The following is a 21,016-nucleotide window of genomic DNA, read 5'->3' on the forward strand; positions in this document are numbered from 1 at the left end:
ATGACAGGAGGAATTTTAAATGGATGCATGTAGAGTGAAAAAAATGAAAATTTATTGATATTTTTCATCATGTAAATAGTCTTGATACTTTGTACTCTTTACTCGATACTTCAATAATATCTAATAATCTACTGAGATTCTAACTTTGCTAATATTTTTTTTGCACGATTGACTTCACCTTTGCTGCCATACGGTAAAAGATTTTGCAGTACAGCTTTTAATTCAGGTATCAATTCAGGATAAGGGATGCTCAGGTCATAAATGATTTGCATGCAATGCGCTTTGACCGCTATTGGAGTTTCTTCAGTTTGCAGCCACTCGAAACAGCAATCCAGAAAGTGACCATCGGCTATTTCGCTGATATCATGCTGCGATAATATTCTGAGATAATGTCGCTTGATACTTTGATTAGTCAGTTTGGGTGTCCTTGCTAAGAGCAACTCCAAATGGTTTTCTAATATTCGTTTGTCAATATCGTGGGCCAGATCTAAAAGGTAAGCGGTTCGCCAGGCAATTTTGTCATCCTCATGTTCGTGGAGGTCCAATAATAATTCAACATCTTGTTTTGACTGGCATATTTCTCTTGAATATTCTTTAAACGTTGGACCTGGCCATTCGCCATTAACAAATGCAATAATTTCTTCTTTTCTGCTGCTCATAAAACAAATATAAGGATTGGCAATAAATGATATTTTTTATCTTCGACAAAAAATTAATTGATGCGTCATATATTTCTTTCATTCTGCCTGGTTGCATTATCAACCATTTCCTTTGCTCAATCAAAGTTATCCAAAGAAGCTACTATTTCTTTATTAACCTGTTCACCTGGAGAAGAATTGTATTCATTATTCGGACATAGTGCTATTCGAGTGAATGATCCGGTGGCAGGCTTCGATCTTGTTTTTAATTATGGCACTTTTGATTTTGATACACCTAACTTTTACCTCAAGTTTGCCAATGGTAATCTGAATTATATGCTGACATACGGTCAGTATTCGCGTTTTTTACGATCCTATAACCATGAAAAGCGAAGTGTGTGGGAGCAAAGCATCAACTTTACATCAGATGAGAAACAGAAATTCTTTGTAGCTCTGATGGAGAATGCGCAGCCCGAAAATAAATTCTATCGTTATGATTTCCTTTTTGATAATTGTGCAACACGCATAAGAGATATCATTGAAGATAACATTGATGGCGAATTGGTTTATAATCAAGATGAGTTGGAAGTGTACTCTTACCGGGACATCCTTCATCAATATGGAGAAAACTTCCCATGGATAAGTGATGGACTGGATATTATATTAGGGATGAAAACAGATGATAATGCCAATCAGTATAATCAAATGTTTATACCCGATTATCTGATGAAGCATCTGACGAGTGCCAGCATTGTTAATGATGAGAGCAGACCGTTACTAGGCGAACCCAAAGTTATACTATCGTTTGAATCAACATCAAAAGCAAGTATTATTAAACCCGCTGTATTGTTTTGGCTGTTATTCGTTCTGTCTTTAGCTCTTGCATATGTTGAGATTAAGCGAAAAAAAGCTTTGGTTCTTGTAAATCGAATCTTTCTATTGGCAACAGGGATTGTGGGTTGTTTAATCTTCTTTTTATGGTTTTTATCACGTCATAGCGTTACTGGTGAGAATTTTAATATGCTTTGGGCGATACCATTTAATTTATTTCTGGCTTTTGTAGCCAATTGGTTTTATCGTTCTAAACCATTCAGGATTTACTTAATCTTTTTAGTAGTTTGTGCGAGTATGCCCCTGGCTTTTGGCTGGTTAATACCGCAATACCTGCCAGTCATGATTTATCCTTTGTGCTTGCTGTTGATTAGCCGCTATGCTTCATGGTATTACCTCTTAACAAGGTCTTAACATCAACATTCCGAACTATTTTAATGGCTTTCTGTTTCATTTTGTATGAAACAGGTAAGTCTTGCTTTATTATTGTTGTTAATTGGTTTTGTGTCCCCGCTTAAAGGACAGGAGGTTGCTGAAATCTCAATTAAACAACTGCTTGAGAGAACAAGTAATAATGATACAGTATATGTAGTTAACTTCTGGGCCACCTGGTGTCAACCTTGTGTTGAAGAACTGCCTATATTTGAATCTAATGAATTACAACAATCTGATAAACCACTAAAAATCTTACTGGTTAGTCTTGATTTTAAATCACAAAAAGAGAAGCAACTTATTCCTTTTCTGGATAAAAATCAGGTTGGACAGGAAGTATTGCTGTTAGATGAACGAAATCCGAACGAATGGATTGATAAAATAGACTCCGGCTGGTCAGGTGCCATTCCTGCAACCATTATTTATAAGGGTAATTCTAAAGCTTTTCATGAAGGAGAGTTGGATTTACCACAGTTACTACACTTAATAGATACAGTTAATCTTTAATATCACTATTATGAAGAAAACACTTTTATTTATGGTAATGCTGTCATTCGTATTGACGGCTGAAGCACAGCTTAAGGTGGGCGATAAGGCTCCGGCATTTAAACTAACAAATACTGATTATCAAAAGGTTGCATTAAGTGACTATAATGAACAGGAGGGAGTTATTCTGATCTTTACGTGTAACCATTGCCCTTATGCCAAGTTCTATGAAGTACGTATTGATCAGTTAAATAAAGATTTTGCCCCACAAAAGTTTCCGGTTGTGGCTATTAATCCAAACGATTCAGCGAGCTTCAAAACAGATGGTTTTTCTTATATGGTGAAGAAAGCTTATGATTATCCTTACTTATTGGATAATGATGGAATTTATAAAGCTTATGGTGCTACTAAAACACCACATGTATTTCTATTAAATAATACAGATAATGGATTTAAAGTGGCATATATTGGTGCAATTGATGATAGTCCGCAAGATGCTTCACAGGTAAAAGTTAAGTATCTGGAAAATGCTATTACAGCAATACAGTCAGATAAAGAAGTGAATCCAACAATAACAAAGGCAGTAGGATGCAGTATTAAACCTTTTAGTAATTAATTCGTAACACGATAAGATAGATTGTATTTTGGAATCAAGGGTTTCATTTGAGTTTTGAATCCATTACTTTTGTGCCAATATTGATTTGATTTGCATGAAGTTTATATATAAATCTCTAATAACACTAAGCCTCACTGGTACATTGTGGTTAAGTTCTTCAATGGTTAATCCGGTACTTGATTCATATGGAAGTGACTTTAACCCTCCGGGAACAAAAGTACAGTCCTTTCATGTGCCTGCATTTATGTCAGAAGATAAGGAGTTTGCACAACTGGAGAAGCAGATTGAGCGGTTTATGCGTCGCGAAATGCTTGAAGGTGCATCTGTAGCCATAGCTAAGGATGGCAAGCTGCTATATGCAAAAGGATTTGGTTTTGCTGATACAGAAGCAGAAACCCAAGTAGAACCACATCATCTGTTTCGGGTTGCCAGCATCTCAAAGTTGATCACGGCTGCCGGAGTAATGCGTTTGCAGGAGCAGGGAGGCATCTCATTAGAGGATAAAGTATTTGGCCCTAATGGCATATTAAATGATTCCATCTATTCTGAATACAGAGATAAACGTGTGGAACAGATTACTGTGCGTCACCTTATGGAGCACAGTGGAGGTTGGACAACGCGCTGGGGTGATCAGATGTTTATGCCTACAATCGTAGCGCGCTCCTTAAATAAGGAATTGCCGATAAGCAAAAGTGATATCATCCGCTTTGTACTAAATAAACGTCTGCATTTCACTCCCGGACAGTCATCCTATTATTCTAACCTGGGTTATATGATATTGGGTGAGGTAATAGCTAAGGCATCCGGTATGGAATATGAAAAATATATTCAGACCAACTTATTATATCCATTGGGAATTTTTGATATGCAAATTGGAGGTAGTCATTTGCACGAAAGGGCCGAAATGGAAGTGAAATATTACGAACCAACGCCTACATTCTATGTAGCAGATCACACTGGTGCAGAAGGAGAAGTACTTCGAACGTATGGTGGCAATGACATGTATGCGCTTGGGGCTGCAGGGGGGTGGATTGCTTCTTCAACCGACTTGATGAAACTGTTATTATCCATTGATGGCTTTGATTCTCACGATGATATTCTGAGTGAAGAAAGTGTCAGATGCATGGTTGACTCAGAAGCTAATAATTATGGTCCGTTGGGATGGAGGCGTATTCGTTCAAAAACCTGGTACAGAACCGGAACTTTAGCAGGTACATCTGCTCTTATGGCCCGTAAAGATAATGGTATTGCATATGTGGTACTGTTTAACACTGGTAGCTGGAAAGGGCCGGCTTTGGCCAATGATATTTCACGAACCATTGACAGAGGCTTAAAATATGTTGAAAATTGGCCCGTGTATGATTTGTTTGAAATGGATAATAGTTGGGCTTCGTCACAGAAACGCCCTCAGGTCATTTATTAATCTGTATTAAGTAGTCAAGCATAATTTTTGACGTATAATTTTGTTTTGAAACTGTTATAATAGAGCCAACACGAAGAATAAGCAACTACAGTGCTCAGTGCATTGTGCGCAGTGCACCGGGCACAAACAAAGAGACAGATAATCAATCTAATCTCAAACCAGACAAAAATATGTCAATACACATGCCTGATTACTTGGAATAATCTGATTGGGATTAATTATGTTCTTAACCAGAACATGATTACTCTTTGTTAACCTACCTTGAACACTCTTTACCTATATTGAACAAGTCTTAGTTTTGGAATTATTCGTTTTTGGGGACTTTTAGATTGAATTTAATAAAACCAGAAATGAAAAACATTCCTCTTATAGCAATTGCTTTAATCGTGCTGTTGCTGGGTGCTTGTTCAGAACCAAACACCAATCATGAGGCATTAATACCAATGCCTAATCAAATCACTTATAATAGCGGAACATTTAAGTTTACCGAAAAAACAGTTATTGTTGTCGAAGATAATCAGTTGAAAGATGGTATAACTGTTTTTAACAAAAAGATTGAAGCTTCCAGTGGAAAAAAGCTGCAGCTTACAGATAAAAGTGGTAAGAATGGTACCATTATCATCAGGCAAAATAAAGCTTTGGAAGATGAAGAATATGAATTAAATATTGAGACCACAAATGTTATACTTGAAGCTGCGACACCGGCGGGTGTTTTTTACGGACTTCAAACTTTTACACAAATGTGTCCAAAGGATATTCATACGCTAAAAAAAGGTGAACCATTTTCTTTTAAAATAAATACAGCACAGATAAAAGATGCTCCACAATTTGGATGGCGGGGTATGATGCTTGATGTATCACGACACTTTTTTACAAAAGAAGAGGTGAAAGAGCTGATCGATTATCTGGCCTTTCATAAACTTAATGTTTTCCACTGGCATTTAGTTGATGATCAGGGATGGCGTATCGAAATAAAAAAATACCCCAAATTGACAGAAGTAGGTGCATGGCGGGTGGATCGTGAACACTTGCCTTGGGATTCCAGACCGGCAATGAAAGAAGGAGAAAAAGCTACTTATGGTGGTTTTTATACGCAGGAAGATATAAAAGAAGTGGTAGCTTATGCACAAGAACGCTTTATTACAATTGTGCCCGAAATTGAAATGCCGGGGCATACAACTTCATCTTTAGCAGCCTACCCAGAGTATTCTTGTACCGGAGGTCCGTTTAATGTGGTTCCCGGAGGACTATGGCCAATTACTGATATTTATTGCGCCGGAAAAGATGATACCTTTCAGTTTATTGAAGATATTCTAACCGAGGTAATGGCTTTATTTCCTTCTGAGTATATTCATATTGGGGGAGATGAAGCTAATAAAGCTGAATGGGAAAAGTGCAAAAAATGCCAGGCACGAATCAAAGCTGAGGGCTTGAAAGATGAGCATGAACTACAAAGCTATTTTATAAAGCGGATTGAGAAGTTTTTAATGGCTAATAACCGTATTCTGATAGGATGGGATGAGATATTAGAGGGAGGATTGGCACCCAATGCCACAGTTATGAGTTGGCGTGGATTTAATGGCGGGATAGAGGCTGCGAATAGTGGTCACAATGTGGTAATGACGCCAACATCGCATTGTTACCTGGATTATTATCAGGGGCCTGTCGATACCGAACCGGTTGCCTTTAATGCATCACTACCTTTGAAACGGGTTTACAAATTTAATCCGGTTCCGGCTGAATTAGATGCGGATAAAGCGCGTTTTATACTTGGAGGACAAGGTAATTTATGGACAGAGCATGTGGCCAACAAAGCGCATATGCAGTATATGGCATTCCCGCGTATGGCAGCTATGGCCGAAGTATTATGGACAAAAGAAGACAAACGCGATTGGATCGACTTTAGTCAGCGCATTGGACAATATAGAGCTACCTACGATGCGATGGGAATCAATTATGCCAGAAGTATGTACACCGTTCAGTTTGAAAGCGTATTTAATGAAGAATCAAAAAGCATAGCTTTAGACCTATATACTGAAGTGCCAAATGTTGATATCTACTACACTCTGGATGGATCAGAACCAACGCAGTCGTCACACAAATATGAGGGTGCAATCAACATCGATGAATCAGTTTCAGTAACAGCGGCTGCCTTTATTAATAGTAAAAAAGCCGGTAATAACTCAAGGGTAAACTTTAATCTGCATAAGGCCACAGCTAAAGCTCTGAGCTATAAAAATCCTCCGCATAAAAAGTATTTGGGAAGGAGTGAAATCACTCTGGTTAATAGTCTACGCGGAAGTCGCAACTTTGGCGATGGCAATTGGCAGGGATTTGAAGGCGAAGATCTGGAGTTAACTATTGACTTAGAAAAACAGGAGCCTTTGTCAAAGGTAACGGTTGGCTGCTTGCACCAGACGGGTTCGTGGATATTCTTACCTAAAGGAATTAAGGTATATACATCTGAGGACGGTAATAAATTTGTACCTGCCGGTTCAACAACTAACAATGTACCATTGCAAAGTGAAGCACAGGTGGTTGATTTTAGCGTTGATCTTAGCGATACCACAGCTCGATACATTAAGGTTTTGGTGAGCAACCAGGGTAAGGTACCTCAATGGCATAGTGCAGGAGGAGGCAAGTCTTGGCTGTTTGTCGATGAAATAATCGTAGAATAAGAAAAAAGCACAGGCGCATTTGTAAAAACATCCAAGCTTTTTCAGAAAATGTCTAAAGGTTTTCAAAAAATGCTTAAGTATTTTGCAAAAAGGTTTAGACAAGTTGGTCAAAAGGTCTTGAGGAGTTGACCAACACATCTAGAAGTTTTTTCAAAAGGTTTAGATAAAAAAATAAAACTTCAAGACATTTTTTAAAAACGTCTTGAAGTTTTTTTGCACTTACGGATCGTATCTTTATTTACATTATGGGTATAAAGATGTGATCCTTATTCCAATCAAAAAGAGAGAGAATTAACTTTTAAAATAAACTTCCCTGTATGGCCTGATCACTGACATTAATAATCTCATCTTCCTCTCGCAGATACCACAGGTAACCTTCAATATTCTGATAGCCCATTTTTCTTAACAAATCCATATACCGCTTTACCTGCAGGGCGTACTTCTCTTGTTGCAATTCACCAAACTTATAATCAATCACAATGACTTTGTCCTTCTGAATGATCACACGATCAGGGCGATAGGTACCCATTGGTACCATAATGGTACCTTCGTTAATGACGGTATTATCTGGCTTGAACCATTCTTTTACACCCTCCTGATTGATTTTTGACATCACAAAGTCATATAAACTGTCTTTATCAGATGTTTTTAGCTGACCGTTTAGTATTAGCTTGGTAATGGCTGTTTCAACATCATTAACATCAACTATTAACTCAAACAAACGGTGCATAATTTTACCATGCTTCACATTCTTAAAGCTATCAGGCGAACTCATGGTGGCACTTTCAGGATGTATACGAACGCGTGTTCCAAGCTCACTTGTTTTAAACTGTTTAGTCTCAGTGGGTGCTACTTTGATCTTAGCATCCTGCACAGGGATTGATCCAAACTCAAAGGTCTGACTTTCTTCATCCCAGCTGTCTGTTAACTGTTCCTGAAGCGCTTCATCAAGATCCGACAGCATATTAAACTGATTGATCAGACGAAATAGTAAGTGCGAAACGTTCTTTAAACCGCCAGTCTTCGCTGGTTTTTCAGCCATAATAACCAAACTTTCTTCGGCACGGGTCAAGGCTACATAAAGCAGGTTAAGGTTATCTACAAATTGGTGCAATCGTTCGCTTAGGTATTCATCCACAAAAATGGAGTGCAAAAGAGCATCTGAGTAGTTGACTGGTACCAATTCCAGGGCATTAAACGGTTCAGTTTGCGGACGACTCCAGATAAGGCTGCCACGTCCTTTGTCATCAATATTCCAGTTGCAATATGGTATAACTACTGCTTTAAACTCCAATCCTTTAGACTTATGAATAGTCATTACATTGATGGCATTCTGGCCGTCGGGAACTGATATGGCAGTGCCATGCCCTTTATCATCCCACCAGTTAATAAAGTCATGGGCATTTACCGAAATATTTGTCACAAAATCGCGGACAGCATCCAGCAAACCTTGCAGGAATACAAACTGGTTTTGGTAGAGTTCATCTGGTAATCGACGAACTAATGTCTCAGTCATCTCAAAGAGTGGACTGCCTTTTAATTCCAATAATTGTGAGGATAATTCATCAAAATAAGCAGGGTTATCATCGTGTAAGATATTGGTGCTGCACGTAATGCTTTCATCAAAGGCATTGCTCTGGTAAAAATGACTGTAAAGCTTTATGTAGGCTTCAAACACATCATTATCCGGTTCCTGAATGTACTTAATTTGTTGAATCACCAGGTTCACAGCCGGAGAACTGCTTAAAAGAAGTGTTTCGTTGGAGATAACCGGATGTTTACGTTGTTCGGGAGAATACTGACCAGATAACAAGGCTTCGGTGATTTCCTGGCCTTCACTCTTTCGTCGTACAAGTACGCAGATATCCTGGTAATCATACCCTTCGTTTAATAAACGCTCGATTTGCTCAACTGCTGCCTCGGTTGCATTATTTCTGAATTCGGCATTTTTACCTTCCTTAAAGGCAACGTGAATAAAACCATCAGGATCTTTTACTTTAGATGATATTTTTTGAATGGTATCATCATAGGCAATTTTTATTTTATCCTGCAGGTCGGCCGGCATTGCATCTTCATTAATGGCCTCTTTGGACGAATTAACGAATTCGGCTTGTAACATACGTGAGGCTCCGGAAAATATAACGTTATTAAACGTGATAACATTTTCAGTACTTCGCCAATTGGTGTCCAGCGTCTTTGGCTGTGTACCATGAACTGCAAAGTCAATGTTAACCTGGTCACTTAATAGTTTCCAGTCGGAGTTACGCCAACGGTAAATCGATTGTTTTACATCCCCTACAATCATCGCGGTATTGCCTTCACTTACACTGTTTTGAAGTAATGGTCTGAAATTATTCCACTGTAATCTGGATGTATCCTGAAACTCATCAATCATATAATGTTGAAAACGGGTGCCTGTTTTTTCGTAAATAAAAGGAGCATCGTTTTCATCAATGATCTGGTGTAACAGCTGATTGGCATCAGCCAGCAGAAACAGATTTTCATTTCGCGCCAGTTCATTAACTTTAAGAGCGATATCGGTTGTAATGCCAAGAGCATTGAGGTTTGATAAGATGGACTTAGCTGTAAAGTAATTTGTCTTCTGCTCGGTAAAGATCTGATTCACTTGTAGTAAAGCATCGTTGAGTCCGCCATTAAAGCAGTCGATGATAATGCTGTTGTCCGATTCACTGTTTTTACTGTGGAAGCAAGCTTCGGGGTTATTGGCCAACCCATCCAGTTTTATAATCTCCAGGTAGTCAGTCGCTTTATTTACATTCACCAGCTTTTCCAGCTTCTTAAGTGGCGATCGGGACTTGCCCTGTAGAATATCGTAGCTGACACCATATGATTTTAAAGCATCCAAACCTTTTTGAGCTGCTGACTGAATGCTTTCTTCGAAAGCATCTGTAATTTTCTTCAAAGCGTAACGGTAGTTATTCAGTAGCTTTTTATCTCTAAGCTTTTGCAAAGTTTCGGGCTTCAGGCTCTGAAATTCTTCTTTAAAAACTTCGCGGCCCAATGTATTCAGCTCTTTGGTAATATTCCAGTCTTTACCTTCTTCAATTTTAGATAGTGTATGTTTAATAAGCCATTCCTTGAGATCTTCATTGCCTTTTAATTCAAGTTCACGAAGCAGATTATCCACTGCTTGTGATAATATCCGATCTGAATCCAGTTCTACCTTAAAATTGGCTGGCAGGTTGGCTTCATAAGCAAAGGAGCGAATAACTTTTTGGAAGAAGCTGTCGATGGTATTGACTGAAAATTTAGAGAAATCGTTCAGGATATTGATCAATATGCTTTTGGCCATTTTACGTATGTAAGCCTCAGGCTTGTCATGAATTTTCATCAGAATATCCAGATAATCAGGCTTAGAAGCTGTAGCCAGAGCAAACAGGTTTTCCAGGATCCGGCTTTTCATTTCAGCCGTTGCCTTATTGGTAAAAGTAACTGCCAATATACTTTTATAGTTGGCAGGATCTTTAAAAAGCAACTTAATAAATTCCCTTGATAGGGTATAGGTCTTACCTGAGCCCGCCGAAGCACGGTATATCTTTAATTCTGACATGAACGATTTCGTTTGCTATCAAAAGTACGGATAAATGTTGAATAGGAGGTTTGTAAAAATGAATAGGAAATATAAGGTTATTGGATTCCTGAGTATCCTTTAAATTGCATCAGAAATATAAAAAACTTCATCAAAACAGGACTTCTAAACCTTAATGCTAAACAGTGCGAGATTAGTTTAGCTGACTAAAGATTCCAATAAACCATCTTATCTTATTTAGTTGATAGGCTTAAATCTACATTTCAACACGTCTTTTAAGCATTTCAACAACTTGTAATAATTTCAATAAACATTATTCATTCACCTTTGTTTCCCTGTAAGGAAACCAATTTTTTATAAATTATAATTCAAATGGAACCTGGGAAAAAAATTCTTCAGAGTTTTGCAGATGCGTATGAGATTGATGGCTTCCCTCCATTAGCAGGGAAAATAATGGGAGTGTTTTATTTGTCTGAAAAAGAACATCTTTCATTCGAAGAAATTATTCAGCAAACAGAAGCCAGCAAAGGTGCGGTAAGTAAGAGCCTCAATCAATTGATTCAACTGAAAAGAGTAAATTATGTTGTGTCAGAAGAAAGTCATCGGAAACGTCTATTCTACCTTGATACTAAGGGAATTATCCACTTTGTTAAGATGATGATCAATAATTACAAACAACAAGATGCATTATTAAGGAAGTGTCTGGTATTGAGAAACGATAAAGACTCCGACCTGTACCAGTTTATTGAAAATTCAATAGCATTTAATGCTGATGTACTGGCAACTTTAGATGAAAAAGCTGATCAATATTTTAAAAAATAAAGCTATGAAGAGATTCTTTTTACTGCTATGTCTGGTAAGTATATTAAAGGTTACTCAGGCACAAAAGCAATTAACTGTTGGAATTCTTGATGATATTAAGGCTCCTCAATCAAATAGTTTTTTAATCCAACTTAAAAGTGAAATATCCTCGGTAGTAGGAAAAGGTACAGTGGTTGTTTTTAAAGAAGTATTATACAACAACCACAAACTTTCGAATGCTGAAAAGAATTACAACACATTACTCAATAGCGAAACCGACATCGTTCTGGCTTTTGGTATTGTGAATACTATAATGCTTAGTAAACAGGACAAATTTCCAAAATCAACCATTATAGTTGGAGCCGTTAATAATGACTTTGTTGACATACCTGAAGATAAAAAAACATCAGGCATTAATAATTTAACCTATTTAGTAACTCCGTTTTCCTATAAAGAAGATCTTGATGCTTTTTACTCTATTTACAATTTTAAAAAGCCTGGTGTTATTGTTGATGATTATCTGCTAAATCTGTTACCAATCAAAAATCAGTTTGATCAGTATTTTTCGGGAAAGGATGCAGAGTACATTTTAATTCCTATCAATAGCAGTACAGATATAAACCAAATATTGAGTGATGTGGATGCTGTTTACCTCGCTTCTGTTGCGGGTATTGATGATCAAAAGTTTGAACAGTTAATTGAGCTTATCAATCAAAAACATCTCCCGTCTTTGTCTGGCTACGGAGTTGATGATGTGGAAAAAGGTATCTTAATGACCAATCAGCCAGCCATAAATTTCGACCAGATAATACGTCGCATTGCTTTAAACGTTGAAGCTATTAATAATGGTACAAATGCATCAAATCTCAACCTCCACATCAATTATAAAAAGCAGATTTCGATTAACACAAATACGGCTGATCAAATAGGTCTGCCTATTCGAAACAGCTGGTTAGCCAGAATAAATCTGATTGAAGGAAAAGGCGGCAGATTCTTTGGAACTCAATACACTTTGGTGGATTTAATGAATGGGGTTATTGATGCTAACCTGGCTTTACAGGCAGAAAAGCAAAATATTGATTTGGGCGAACAAGACCTGAAAAGTTCAAAATCGCAATTCTTACCGGATGTTAGTTTAACTGCCGGAGGAACGTATATTGACCCTGATCTTGCTGAAGTATCTAACGGACAGAGTCCGGAGTTCTCAACCTCAGGAGATGTAACCCTAACACAGGTTATTTATTCGGAGGAAGCAGCTGCAAACATATCGATACAAAAGAAACTTTTAGCCTCTCAAAAAGAAAGTTATAATGCCAGCGAATTAGGTGCGATTCTTGATGCATCGGTTGCCTATTACAATGCCTTGGTATTAAAAACCAATTTGAGTATTCAAAACAATAATCTTCAAATGACTAAGAGAAACCTTGAAATAGCTCAACAGAATCTTGAGTTGGGTGCTTCAGGTAAGTCTGATGTTCTCCGGTTTCAAAGTCAACTGGCTCAAAACACTCAAGGCATGATTGAAGCCAAAAATTCATTAAGTCAGGCCTACCATCATATCAATCAATTGCTTAACCAGGAAATTGATACACAAATTGATGTAAAGGATACAGTGCTAAATATTGTTTTAGAGGAATCCAGTAGTTATCAATATTTACTGACCGCATTAGATGATCCCCAACAACAGGTTGCATTAACTAAATTCTTTATTAACGAAGCAAAGCGAAATTCTCCAGAATTAAGAAACATAGGCCTCAATATTGAAGCAACGAAGCGCTTGTATAAACTATATAGTAAAGGTCGCTATGTACCAACACTTGCATTGCAGGGGCAATACAAGCGAACATTTTCAAGATCAGGTGCAGGCAGTGATATTCCAGTGGGATTTCCCGAATTGCCAGACGGTTATTACAACGTTGGTTTAAACCTGTCATTCCCCATCTTTCAGCAGAACACCAGAAATATTAATAAACAAACAGCAACAATTCAGGCAGACCAATTGAATTTTCAGAGAGAAGATATTGAGTTGGTAATTGAGCAACGGATTAATGATGTTGTTTTGGATTTAATGAATGAAGTAACCAACATTGAGATTTCAAAGGTTGATTTGGATTTTGCCAGTGAGAGTCTTGAACTATCGCAAAATGAGTATCAAAACGGAGCAATTCCTGTTATTCAACTGATTGATGCCCAGAATAACTACTTTAAAGCACGACAGGCAAATGCAACAGCACAATATAATTTCAGTTTAGTATTGATGCAGCTTCAAAGATTAATAGGCTATTTCTTTGATATGAATTCTCCGGCTGAAAATGAAGACTTTACACTACGAGCCAAACAGTATATTTTAAGCAATCAATAAAAACAGCAGCGATGAAAAATTTCAAATATCTGATTATACTTTTAGCAGTACTATCAATTTCACCTTCATGCAAAAAGAAGGAAAACAAGACAAAAGAGATACTAAAACCGGTGCGGTTTACGACAGTTGGCAAGTTAAATGCTCAACAAATAAGAACTTTTAGTGGTGTTGCCAATGCAAGTGACGAGATTGACCTTAGTTTCAGGAGTACCGGCATTGTCTCAACTCTTCGTGCCAGAGTTGGTCAGAAAGTCAAAAAAGGAGATTTGCTGATGAGGCTGGACAATGTGCAGGCGCAGCTGGCCTATGAACAATCTTTATCAGCTTTAAAAAGTGCTGAGTCGGCATTGAATACTGCGAAATCGAGTCTGGAAAGGAGCAAAGCACTTTTTGAAAAAGGAAGCCAGTCTTTAAGTGATTACGAAGCAGCTAAGAATTCATATCAAAGTGCTCTTGATCAATATGAATCGGCTAAGCGAAAGAAAGATATTGATCAGAACCAGATTAATTATGGATATATCTATGCTCCTAAAAATGGAGTATTGGCTTCGGTTGATATCAGTTTAAATGAAACGGTGAGCTCAGGTCAGACAGTTGCTGTATTAAATGCCGGTAACGATGTTAATGTTGAGGTTGGTTTGCCTGAAAATATCATCAATAAAGTAGCTGTTGGAATGTCCACTAATATAAAATTCACATCTCTTGAAGAACAAGAATTTACAGGCCATGTAATAGAAATATCTCCTATAGCAGACTCAAACACTTCCACTTTCCCGGTTAAGGTTGATATCCCCGGATCAACAGAAATCATCAAGCCGGGGATGGTTGCTAACGTCACTTTTACTTTTGGCTCAGCAGATAATACGGACTCAAATTTATTGGTTGTGCCGGTTAAGTCAGTTGGTGAAGATGGAAACGGAAACTTTGTAATGCTGATCGAAACAACTGACAATAAGGTTGGTGTTGTAAAAAAACAAACCATTGAACTGGGAGAGTTAACCAACGATGGTTTTGTAGTTAAGAGCGGGTTATCAGAGGGGCAACTTATTGCAACTGCCGGTTTACAAACACTATTAAACAATCAAAAAGTAAAATTGAATTAACCTAAGTAAATCTTTGCATATGAATTTTGCCAGATTCTCTATTGAAAGAAACCGGGTTGTATTAAGTATACTAACAGTCGTAATGGTGATGGGATTAACATTTTATCAATCCTTGTCACGTGACAGTATGCCGCCTTATACCGTAAGGGTTGCCTCAATTGTATCCTCATTTCCGGGAGCTAGTCCGGAAAGGGTAGAGGAATTAGTAACGGATAAGATAGAAAAGGTTGCACAGGAACTGCCTGAATTGAAAGAAGTAACCAGTACTTCCAGAACGGGCTTATCGGTTGTTAATGTTGAGCTTAAAATGGAAGTTGCTCCTGAAAGCTTACAACCAGTATGGGATCGATTAAGGCGTAAATTACAAGCTATACAGGGACTACCACAAAATGTTCATCCACAATTAAACGATGATGGTATTGGTGAGGTATTTGGTATTGTGGTGGGCATTACAAGTGATGGGTTTTCGTATAAAGAAATGAAAGAAGAAGCCGATAACCTTCGGAATGATCTGATTAAACTGGACGATGCTGCTAAAGTTGAAATTAACGGAGCACAGGATGAGCGGGTATTTATTAAATTTGATAATGCCAGACTTAAAAAATATGGCCTCACTTCGAACAGTCTGCAGAGCATTATTGCCAGCACAAATATTTTAAATGCCGGAGGTGAAATTAGTATTGGTGACGAACGGATTATACTGGAGCCAACCGGTAACTTTAACTCGATTGAAGACATTAAAAAGCTGCTAATTCCAATTGGTCAAACCAACTCAGTTGTGGCTTTGGAAGATATTACCACAATTGAACCTGGCTATATTTATCCTCCACAGCAGGTTGTCCGTATCAATGGGCGTGAAGGTCTTTCACTCCATGTTTCGCTTAAAGAGGGGCGTAACATTATTACATTAGGTGAAGATATCGACAGGATTATCAATAAATACAACGAGACCTTACCAGTCGGCCTTACTGTATCCCGGCTTGCTTCAATTGATACTTACATTGATACCAAAATTGGAGATTTTGTTAACAATTTATTACAGGCAATTATCATTGTCTTAGCAGTTATGTTGATATTTCTTGGGTTTAGAACAGGTATGGTGATTGCCAGTTTGATACCGATGGTAACCATTACTACCCTGATGGTAATGGGACTTATTGATGTTGGACTTAATCAAATCACCTTAGCTGCCCTCATTATGGCATTGGGAATGATGGTTGACAATGCCATTGTTGTGGCAGAATCGATCATGGTTAAGATGGAAGAGGGTATTGATGTTAAACAAGCAGCTATTGAATCAGCTGCTGAACTGTTTAAACCTCTTTTAATATCAACCCTAACTACCTCAGCAGCCTTTTTGGCCTTTTATATGGCAGAATCAGTTATGGGTGATATTATGGGGCCAATTTTTGTGGTCATCACAATCGCTTTGATCTCTTCCTGGATTATATCATTAAGCGTCATCACACTGTTTTGTGTATTCTTCCTTAAGATTGGCAAAAAAGCAGAGAAAAAGAGCATTCTGGATAAGATGATTGATGGTATGAAGAACCAGTATAAGAAACTAATAATATGGTCCTTAAGTTGGAGGAAAACGGTATTGTTTGGCATTGTTGGTCTCTTTATCCTTTCACTATTAGGTTTTACACTCCTGAAAGTTTTGTTTTTCCCCGATAGTGATCGTAACATGATCACCATCGATATTAACTTACCTGAAGGAACCAAAATTGAGCGTACGACAACCACAGTTTTAACCATTGAGCAATTTATTAAAGACAGTTTATTAGTTAATGAACATAGAGCAGATGGTATTACTGATTGGTCAAGTTATATTGGAGAGGGACCCACCGCCTATGACCTGGGCTATAGTGCCGATGAACCAAATTCCAATTATGCACATATAGTAGTTAATACCTCAAACTTTTTAGTGAATAATACCTTGGTAAATCAATTGGATCATTATTGTTTCAATAATTTCCCAAACGCAGACATTAAAGTAGGTTTACTTGGTTCCGGTGGAGGTGGAACTCCTGTTGAAATTAAAGTTTCGGGTAAGGATCCGGATAAGTTAGCCAGTATTTCTGCAGCAATTAAGACGAAACTGTTTTCGTTGAGAGGAACTAAAAACATCAAAGATGACTGGGGACCCAAAGGTAAAAAGTTCATTATTGAAATTAACCCGCGTAAAGCACAACTTGCAGGTGTAACCAACCAGGACATCGCGACCTCTCTGCAAACTGTTTTAGATGGTTTTAATGCAGGTGAATACAGAGAAGCAGATAAATCTATTCCGATTATTATGCTGGGAGCGAACAGTAAGGAACAAACTTTAGCTTCCCTCGAAACGATTAATGTGTATGGACAAAATTCGGGTAAGAGTGTACCATTAACTCAAGTAGCCAAAATAATACCAACATGGCAATACTCGAAAATTAAACGACTGAATTTAACCAAGACTATTAATGTGCAAAGTGAACTGACAGATGAGGGTAATGCCAATGAGATAACAACTATTCTGACGCCTTGGCTGAATGAGCAACAAAAAAACTGGGAAGATGGCTACACCTATGAATTAGGTGGTGATGCTGCAAGCAGTGCTGAAAACATGGGAGCTGTAGCTAATTATTTACCGCTCTCTGCCTTTATTATTGTAATGCTTCTGATCATACAGTTTAACTCATTCCGTAAAATGACCATGATTGTTTTAACAATACCTATGGGAGTGATCGGCATGGTTTTAGGTTTGCTGGTATTTAATGTACCTTTTGGTTTTATGGCCTTTCTCGGAATTATTTCATTAGCTGGAATTGTTATCAACAATGCCATTGTTTTGGTTGACAGGATAGAGATAGAAGAAAATGAATTTAATCGGGCACCGCAGGATGCAATTATAACTGCCTGTCTGCAAAGATTCAGACCAATTATTCTTGCTACTTTCACCACCGTTCTGGGGTTAATACCACTATATCTGGGAGGTGGTGCAATTTGGGAACCAATGGCCGTGACTATTATGGTCGGTTTGTTGTTTGGAACGGTTATTACACTGGTATTTATACCCTCATTTTACAGTGTTTTATACAAAGTTAGCTTTAAAAATTATGTATTTAAAGATGACGAATAAAGATTGATGGATGTTAGTGAAAATACATAGCTACAGATTCGAATTATTATTGGTGAGCCAAATTGCTATTCTTTTTGGCTCACTTGTTACACCTGCCAATATATTTAATATGCTTTCGCCCTTTTTATTTTATTTAAATATTGTAGCGGGTAGTTTATTTATCGGTAATTATAAAAAAGGAAGTATTCTCATTCTGTTGTTTATCCTTCTTGTTATTGGAGGTGTATTTGCTATGGCTAATGACAATGAGGCGAGTCTGTTTAACTACATCAAATTTGCAGTTTTGTTCTTGTTTCACCTGATTGTTACTTTTAATATCATTAAGCAAATTTGGAAGGCAAAGTTTGTTAATAAGAACGTTATTTTAGGGCTTATAAGTGGCTTTGTTGCATTAGGTTTAATCGGTTTTTTTGTTTGCTTAAGTATTGAAATAGTGCATCCGGGTTCGTTTTCAGGAATTGAACTGAATAAAGCAACCGAGAATACCATTACAGAAAGATTGATGTACTATAGCTACATTACGCTTATGACAATCGGTTATGGTGATATTCTGCCCTTAACATTAATAGCGCAAAAAGCAACGATATTAATTGGGCTTATTGGTCAGTTCTATTTAGTAATTGTTACAGCCATTGTTGTGGGAAAATTTATTAACCAAAGTCAGGTGTCTACACAGGAAAGTGAGAATAAATAAGTGAGATATTGAAATAGGATTGCATAAAAATCAACCATGATAACCGTTTTCTTATATAAATCATGTTGTCTAAAAGTTTGGCATGTATGGTTATTTGATGATTGTATATGCCTTTAGAATTAAACTGTATTGAGTTGAAATGATGATAAGCTTGAAAGTCTGAAGGTATATTACGAACTTGTTTTGATTTATTATAATATACATGAAGTACAAGTTTATTCAATTATCTTATTTAAATGGCTGGTTCATCGCCAGTGTTCTCTGGTATCTGATTCGTAACTCAGTCATTCCCATTGCCCAATCTTATAGTTGGAATATATTAGTCTTTTTCATGATTACTTGGTTAAGTCAGGGATTGTTATATGGAACTCTGTTTTTCATTATTAACAAGTATCTTGGAAAAAGAATTCTTTATTACCGTCTGTTACTCTTATCAGTCATCACCCAATTAAGTGTTGCTTTTCTGATTACCAGTTTAATATATCCAATGTTGCAGTATTTCAAATTACCACTGATCCAGCAACCATCAACTTATATCAATTTTATTACAATGCCTGTTATTCTGTTCGGAACTATCTATGCTTTTTTTGTTAATGGGCTGATATCAATGGTTATATCAATCAATTTAATGATTGGAAAGAGTACATTAGCGAGTATAATGACCGGAAAATATTATTATCCGATTGTAGAGAAGCGCATCTTTATGTTTATCGATTTAAAGAGCTCTACTTCATTAGCCGAAAAGCTAGGGCATAAAATGTTTAGTCAGCTAATACAGGATTGTTTTTATGAACTTTCGGTATTTAACCAATTTAGTGGCGATATTCATAAGTACGTGGGTGATGAAGCGATCATTAGTTGGAAGGTTAATTATCCAACTTCCTATAGTATTGCTTCTTTCTTTGCTTATAAAGCTAAACTTCAGCAAAAAGAACAATATTTTAACAAAGAATATGAGGTAATACCAGAGTTTAAGGCAGGTATTCACTGGGGAGAAATAACTGTTATGGAAATAGGTAATACCAAACGCGAAATAGCTTTTTTAGGTGATACTATGAATACAACCGCTAGGATACAAAATGTTTGTAATGAATATGATGCCGAATTGCTTATTTCTGAAGATGTTTTTAAGCGCTTAAATTCAAACGGTGAATGGGATATAGAGAAAATATGCCAGGTACATCTGAAAGGCAAAGAAAATGACCTTGAGATTTATTCAGTTCATCAAAGAGAATTAAGCGTTACATGATTTTAGTTAGGGTTGACATGATGCAAATAAGCTTAGAGTATTCCCGGTGGATATGAAATAAAAAATTACCTTTAAGTTTATCAAAAGGAGTGAAATACTCTATTGATTCAGTTTAAAACAAATTACTAAAATACAATGGATAGACAAGAACGACTTTATGATGTACTAGGCGAATTATTATATGCTATTGCCAAGGCTGATGGTGTTATTCAGAAAGAGGAAACAGACGCTTTAAACAGGTTATTAAGCAATCATGCATACGGAAATGAAATCAAATGGTCATTCGACTACGAAAGCACAAAAGATTCATCGGTTGAGGAAATTTATAATAGAGTAATCAACTTTTGTCATGGGCATGGTCCGGCAGCTGAGTACGATGAATTTATTAAAGCGATGAAGGTAATAGCTGAAGCTGCCAATGGGGTTGAAGATACCGAGTCGAATATTATCAATTCTTTTTCAAAGGATTTATTGGAAAGATTTGAAAGAGATACTCAACGTCTGAGGAGGTTTGAGAGAGAAGATTATTAAACTGTCCTATTAATAAAATAAAGCCCGGTGATCCGGGCTTTGTTATATCTCTAATATTCTTATTCGTTAAAAACTATTATAGTCTACCTCTTCAAAGATTTATTGAGATGTACCATCTTAATAGCCGTTATGGCGCCTTCGTCGCCTTTGTTACCATGCTTACCACCTGCACGATCAAGCGCTTGTTGCTGATCATTGGTTGTTAGTACACCAAAGATAAATGGGATTGGGTACTGTACGTTTAGTAAAGTCATACCTTGCGTTACACCTGAGCATACATAGTCAAAATGTGGTGTGTCGCCTTGTATCACGCATCCCAAACAAATTACAGCATCTACATCGGTCATTTCGGCCAGGTACTTGGCTCCTGCTGTTAATTCAAAACTACCCGGTACATACTTCTTCACAATGTTTTCTTCTGATGCACCGTGTTTTAAAAGAGTCTTGTAAGCACCTTCATATAAAGCCTCTGTTATTTCTGTATTCCACTCCGATACTACA

General features: G+C 37.2%; 15 protein-coding genes. 12 read left to right on the plus strand and 3 right to left on the minus strand.

The features are described 5' to 3' along the window. Positions 1-128: 128 nt before the first annotated feature. A complete protein-coding gene (locus AC4MRQ_RS12385) occupies positions 129-659 on the minus strand; it encodes a HEAT-like fold family protein (protein WP_491197992.1) in 531 nt (176 codons plus the stop codon). 60 nt (positions 660-719) lie between these two features. Here AC4MRQ_RS12385 and AC4MRQ_RS12390 point away from each other — a divergent pair, with 60 nt between their 5' ends. The 5 genes from AC4MRQ_RS12390 (at position 720) to AC4MRQ_RS12410 (ending at position 7,104) form a co-directional block, all read left to right on the plus strand. After that, positions 720-1,883, plus strand: coding sequence for an Lnb N-terminal periplasmic domain-containing protein (locus tag AC4MRQ_RS12390; RefSeq protein ID WP_491197993.1), 1,164 nt, complete (start codon positions 720-722; stop codon positions 1,881-1,883). Positions 1,884-1,928: 45 nt separating this feature from the next. Then, entirely contained in the window at positions 1,929-2,408 is a 480-nt protein-coding gene (locus AC4MRQ_RS12395; RefSeq protein WP_491197994.1) for a TlpA family protein disulfide reductase, read from the plus strand. A gap of 10 nt (positions 2,409-2,418) precedes the next feature. After that, the gene (locus tag AC4MRQ_RS12400; RefSeq protein WP_491197995.1) at positions 2,419-3,003 is read left to right on the plus strand and encodes a thioredoxin family protein; all 585 of its coding nucleotides are present in this window, start codon (positions 2,419-2,421) and stop codon (positions 3,001-3,003) included. A gap of 94 nt (positions 3,004-3,097) precedes the next feature. Continuing rightward, a complete protein-coding gene (locus AC4MRQ_RS12405) occupies positions 3,098-4,426 on the plus strand; it encodes a serine hydrolase domain-containing protein (protein ID WP_491197996.1) in 1,329 nt (442 codons plus the stop codon). Positions 4,427-4,776: 350 nt separating this feature from the next. Further along, entirely contained in the window at positions 4,777-7,104 is a 2,328-nt protein-coding gene (locus AC4MRQ_RS12410; RefSeq protein ID WP_491197997.1) for a glycoside hydrolase family 20 protein, read from the plus strand. 298 nt (positions 7,105-7,402) lie between these two features. On the opposite strand, the gene AC4MRQ_RS12415 is transcribed toward AC4MRQ_RS12410, so the two are convergent. Beyond that, positions 7,403-10,675, minus strand: a complete 3,273-nt coding sequence (locus AC4MRQ_RS12415; protein ID WP_491197998.1) for a UvrD-helicase domain-containing protein — start codon at positions 10,673-10,675, stop codon at positions 7,403-7,405. Positions 10,676-11,026: 351 nt separating this feature from the next. On the opposite strand from AC4MRQ_RS12415, the gene AC4MRQ_RS12420 reads away from it, so the two are divergent. From AC4MRQ_RS12420 to AC4MRQ_RS12450, 7 genes are all read left to right on the plus strand, one after another. Beyond that, on the plus strand, positions 11,027-11,476 hold the full coding sequence (locus AC4MRQ_RS12420; protein ID WP_491197999.1) for a GbsR/MarR family transcriptional regulator: 450 nt from the start codon (positions 11,027-11,029) through the stop codon (positions 11,474-11,476). Between the two features lie 4 nt (positions 11,477-11,480). Then, on the plus strand, positions 11,481-13,817 hold the full coding sequence (locus tag AC4MRQ_RS12425) for a TolC family protein (RefSeq protein WP_491198000.1): 2,337 nt from the start codon (positions 11,481-11,483) through the stop codon (positions 13,815-13,817). Positions 13,818-13,828: 11 nt separating this feature from the next. Further along, a complete protein-coding gene (locus AC4MRQ_RS12430) occupies positions 13,829-14,920 on the plus strand; it encodes an efflux RND transporter periplasmic adaptor subunit (protein ID WP_491198001.1) in 1,092 nt (363 codons plus the stop codon). Between the two features lie 19 nt (positions 14,921-14,939). After that, positions 14,940-18,041 carry an efflux RND transporter permease subunit gene (locus AC4MRQ_RS12435; RefSeq protein ID WP_491198002.1) on the plus strand — a complete coding sequence of 1,034 codons (3,102 nt, stop codon included), beginning with the start codon at positions 14,940-14,942 and terminating at the stop codon, positions 18,039-18,041. Positions 18,042-18,051: 10 nt separating this feature from the next. Then, complete coding sequence (locus AC4MRQ_RS12440; RefSeq protein ID WP_491198003.1) at positions 18,052-18,735, plus strand: ion channel; 684 nt, start codon at positions 18,052-18,054, stop codon at positions 18,733-18,735. Positions 18,736-18,937: 202 nt separating this feature from the next. Continuing rightward, positions 18,938-19,984 carry an adenylate/guanylate cyclase domain-containing protein gene (locus AC4MRQ_RS12445; RefSeq protein ID WP_491198004.1) on the plus strand — a complete coding sequence of 349 codons (1,047 nt, stop codon included), beginning with the start codon at positions 18,938-18,940 and terminating at the stop codon, positions 19,982-19,984. A gap of 135 nt (positions 19,985-20,119) precedes the next feature. Further along, positions 20,120-20,515: a hypothetical protein gene (locus AC4MRQ_RS12450; RefSeq protein WP_491198005.1), complete on the plus strand. Its 396-nt coding sequence runs from the start codon at positions 20,120-20,122 to the stop codon at positions 20,513-20,515. Between the two features lie 83 nt (positions 20,516-20,598). Here the strand turns inward: AC4MRQ_RS12450 and ribH are convergent. Beyond that, a partial coding sequence (ribH, locus tag AC4MRQ_RS12455; protein ID WP_491198006.1) for a 6,7-dimethyl-8-ribityllumazine synthase occupies positions 20,599-21,016 on the minus strand: 418 nt, incomplete at its 5' end.

Source organism: Carboxylicivirga sp., assembly GCF_982718395.1.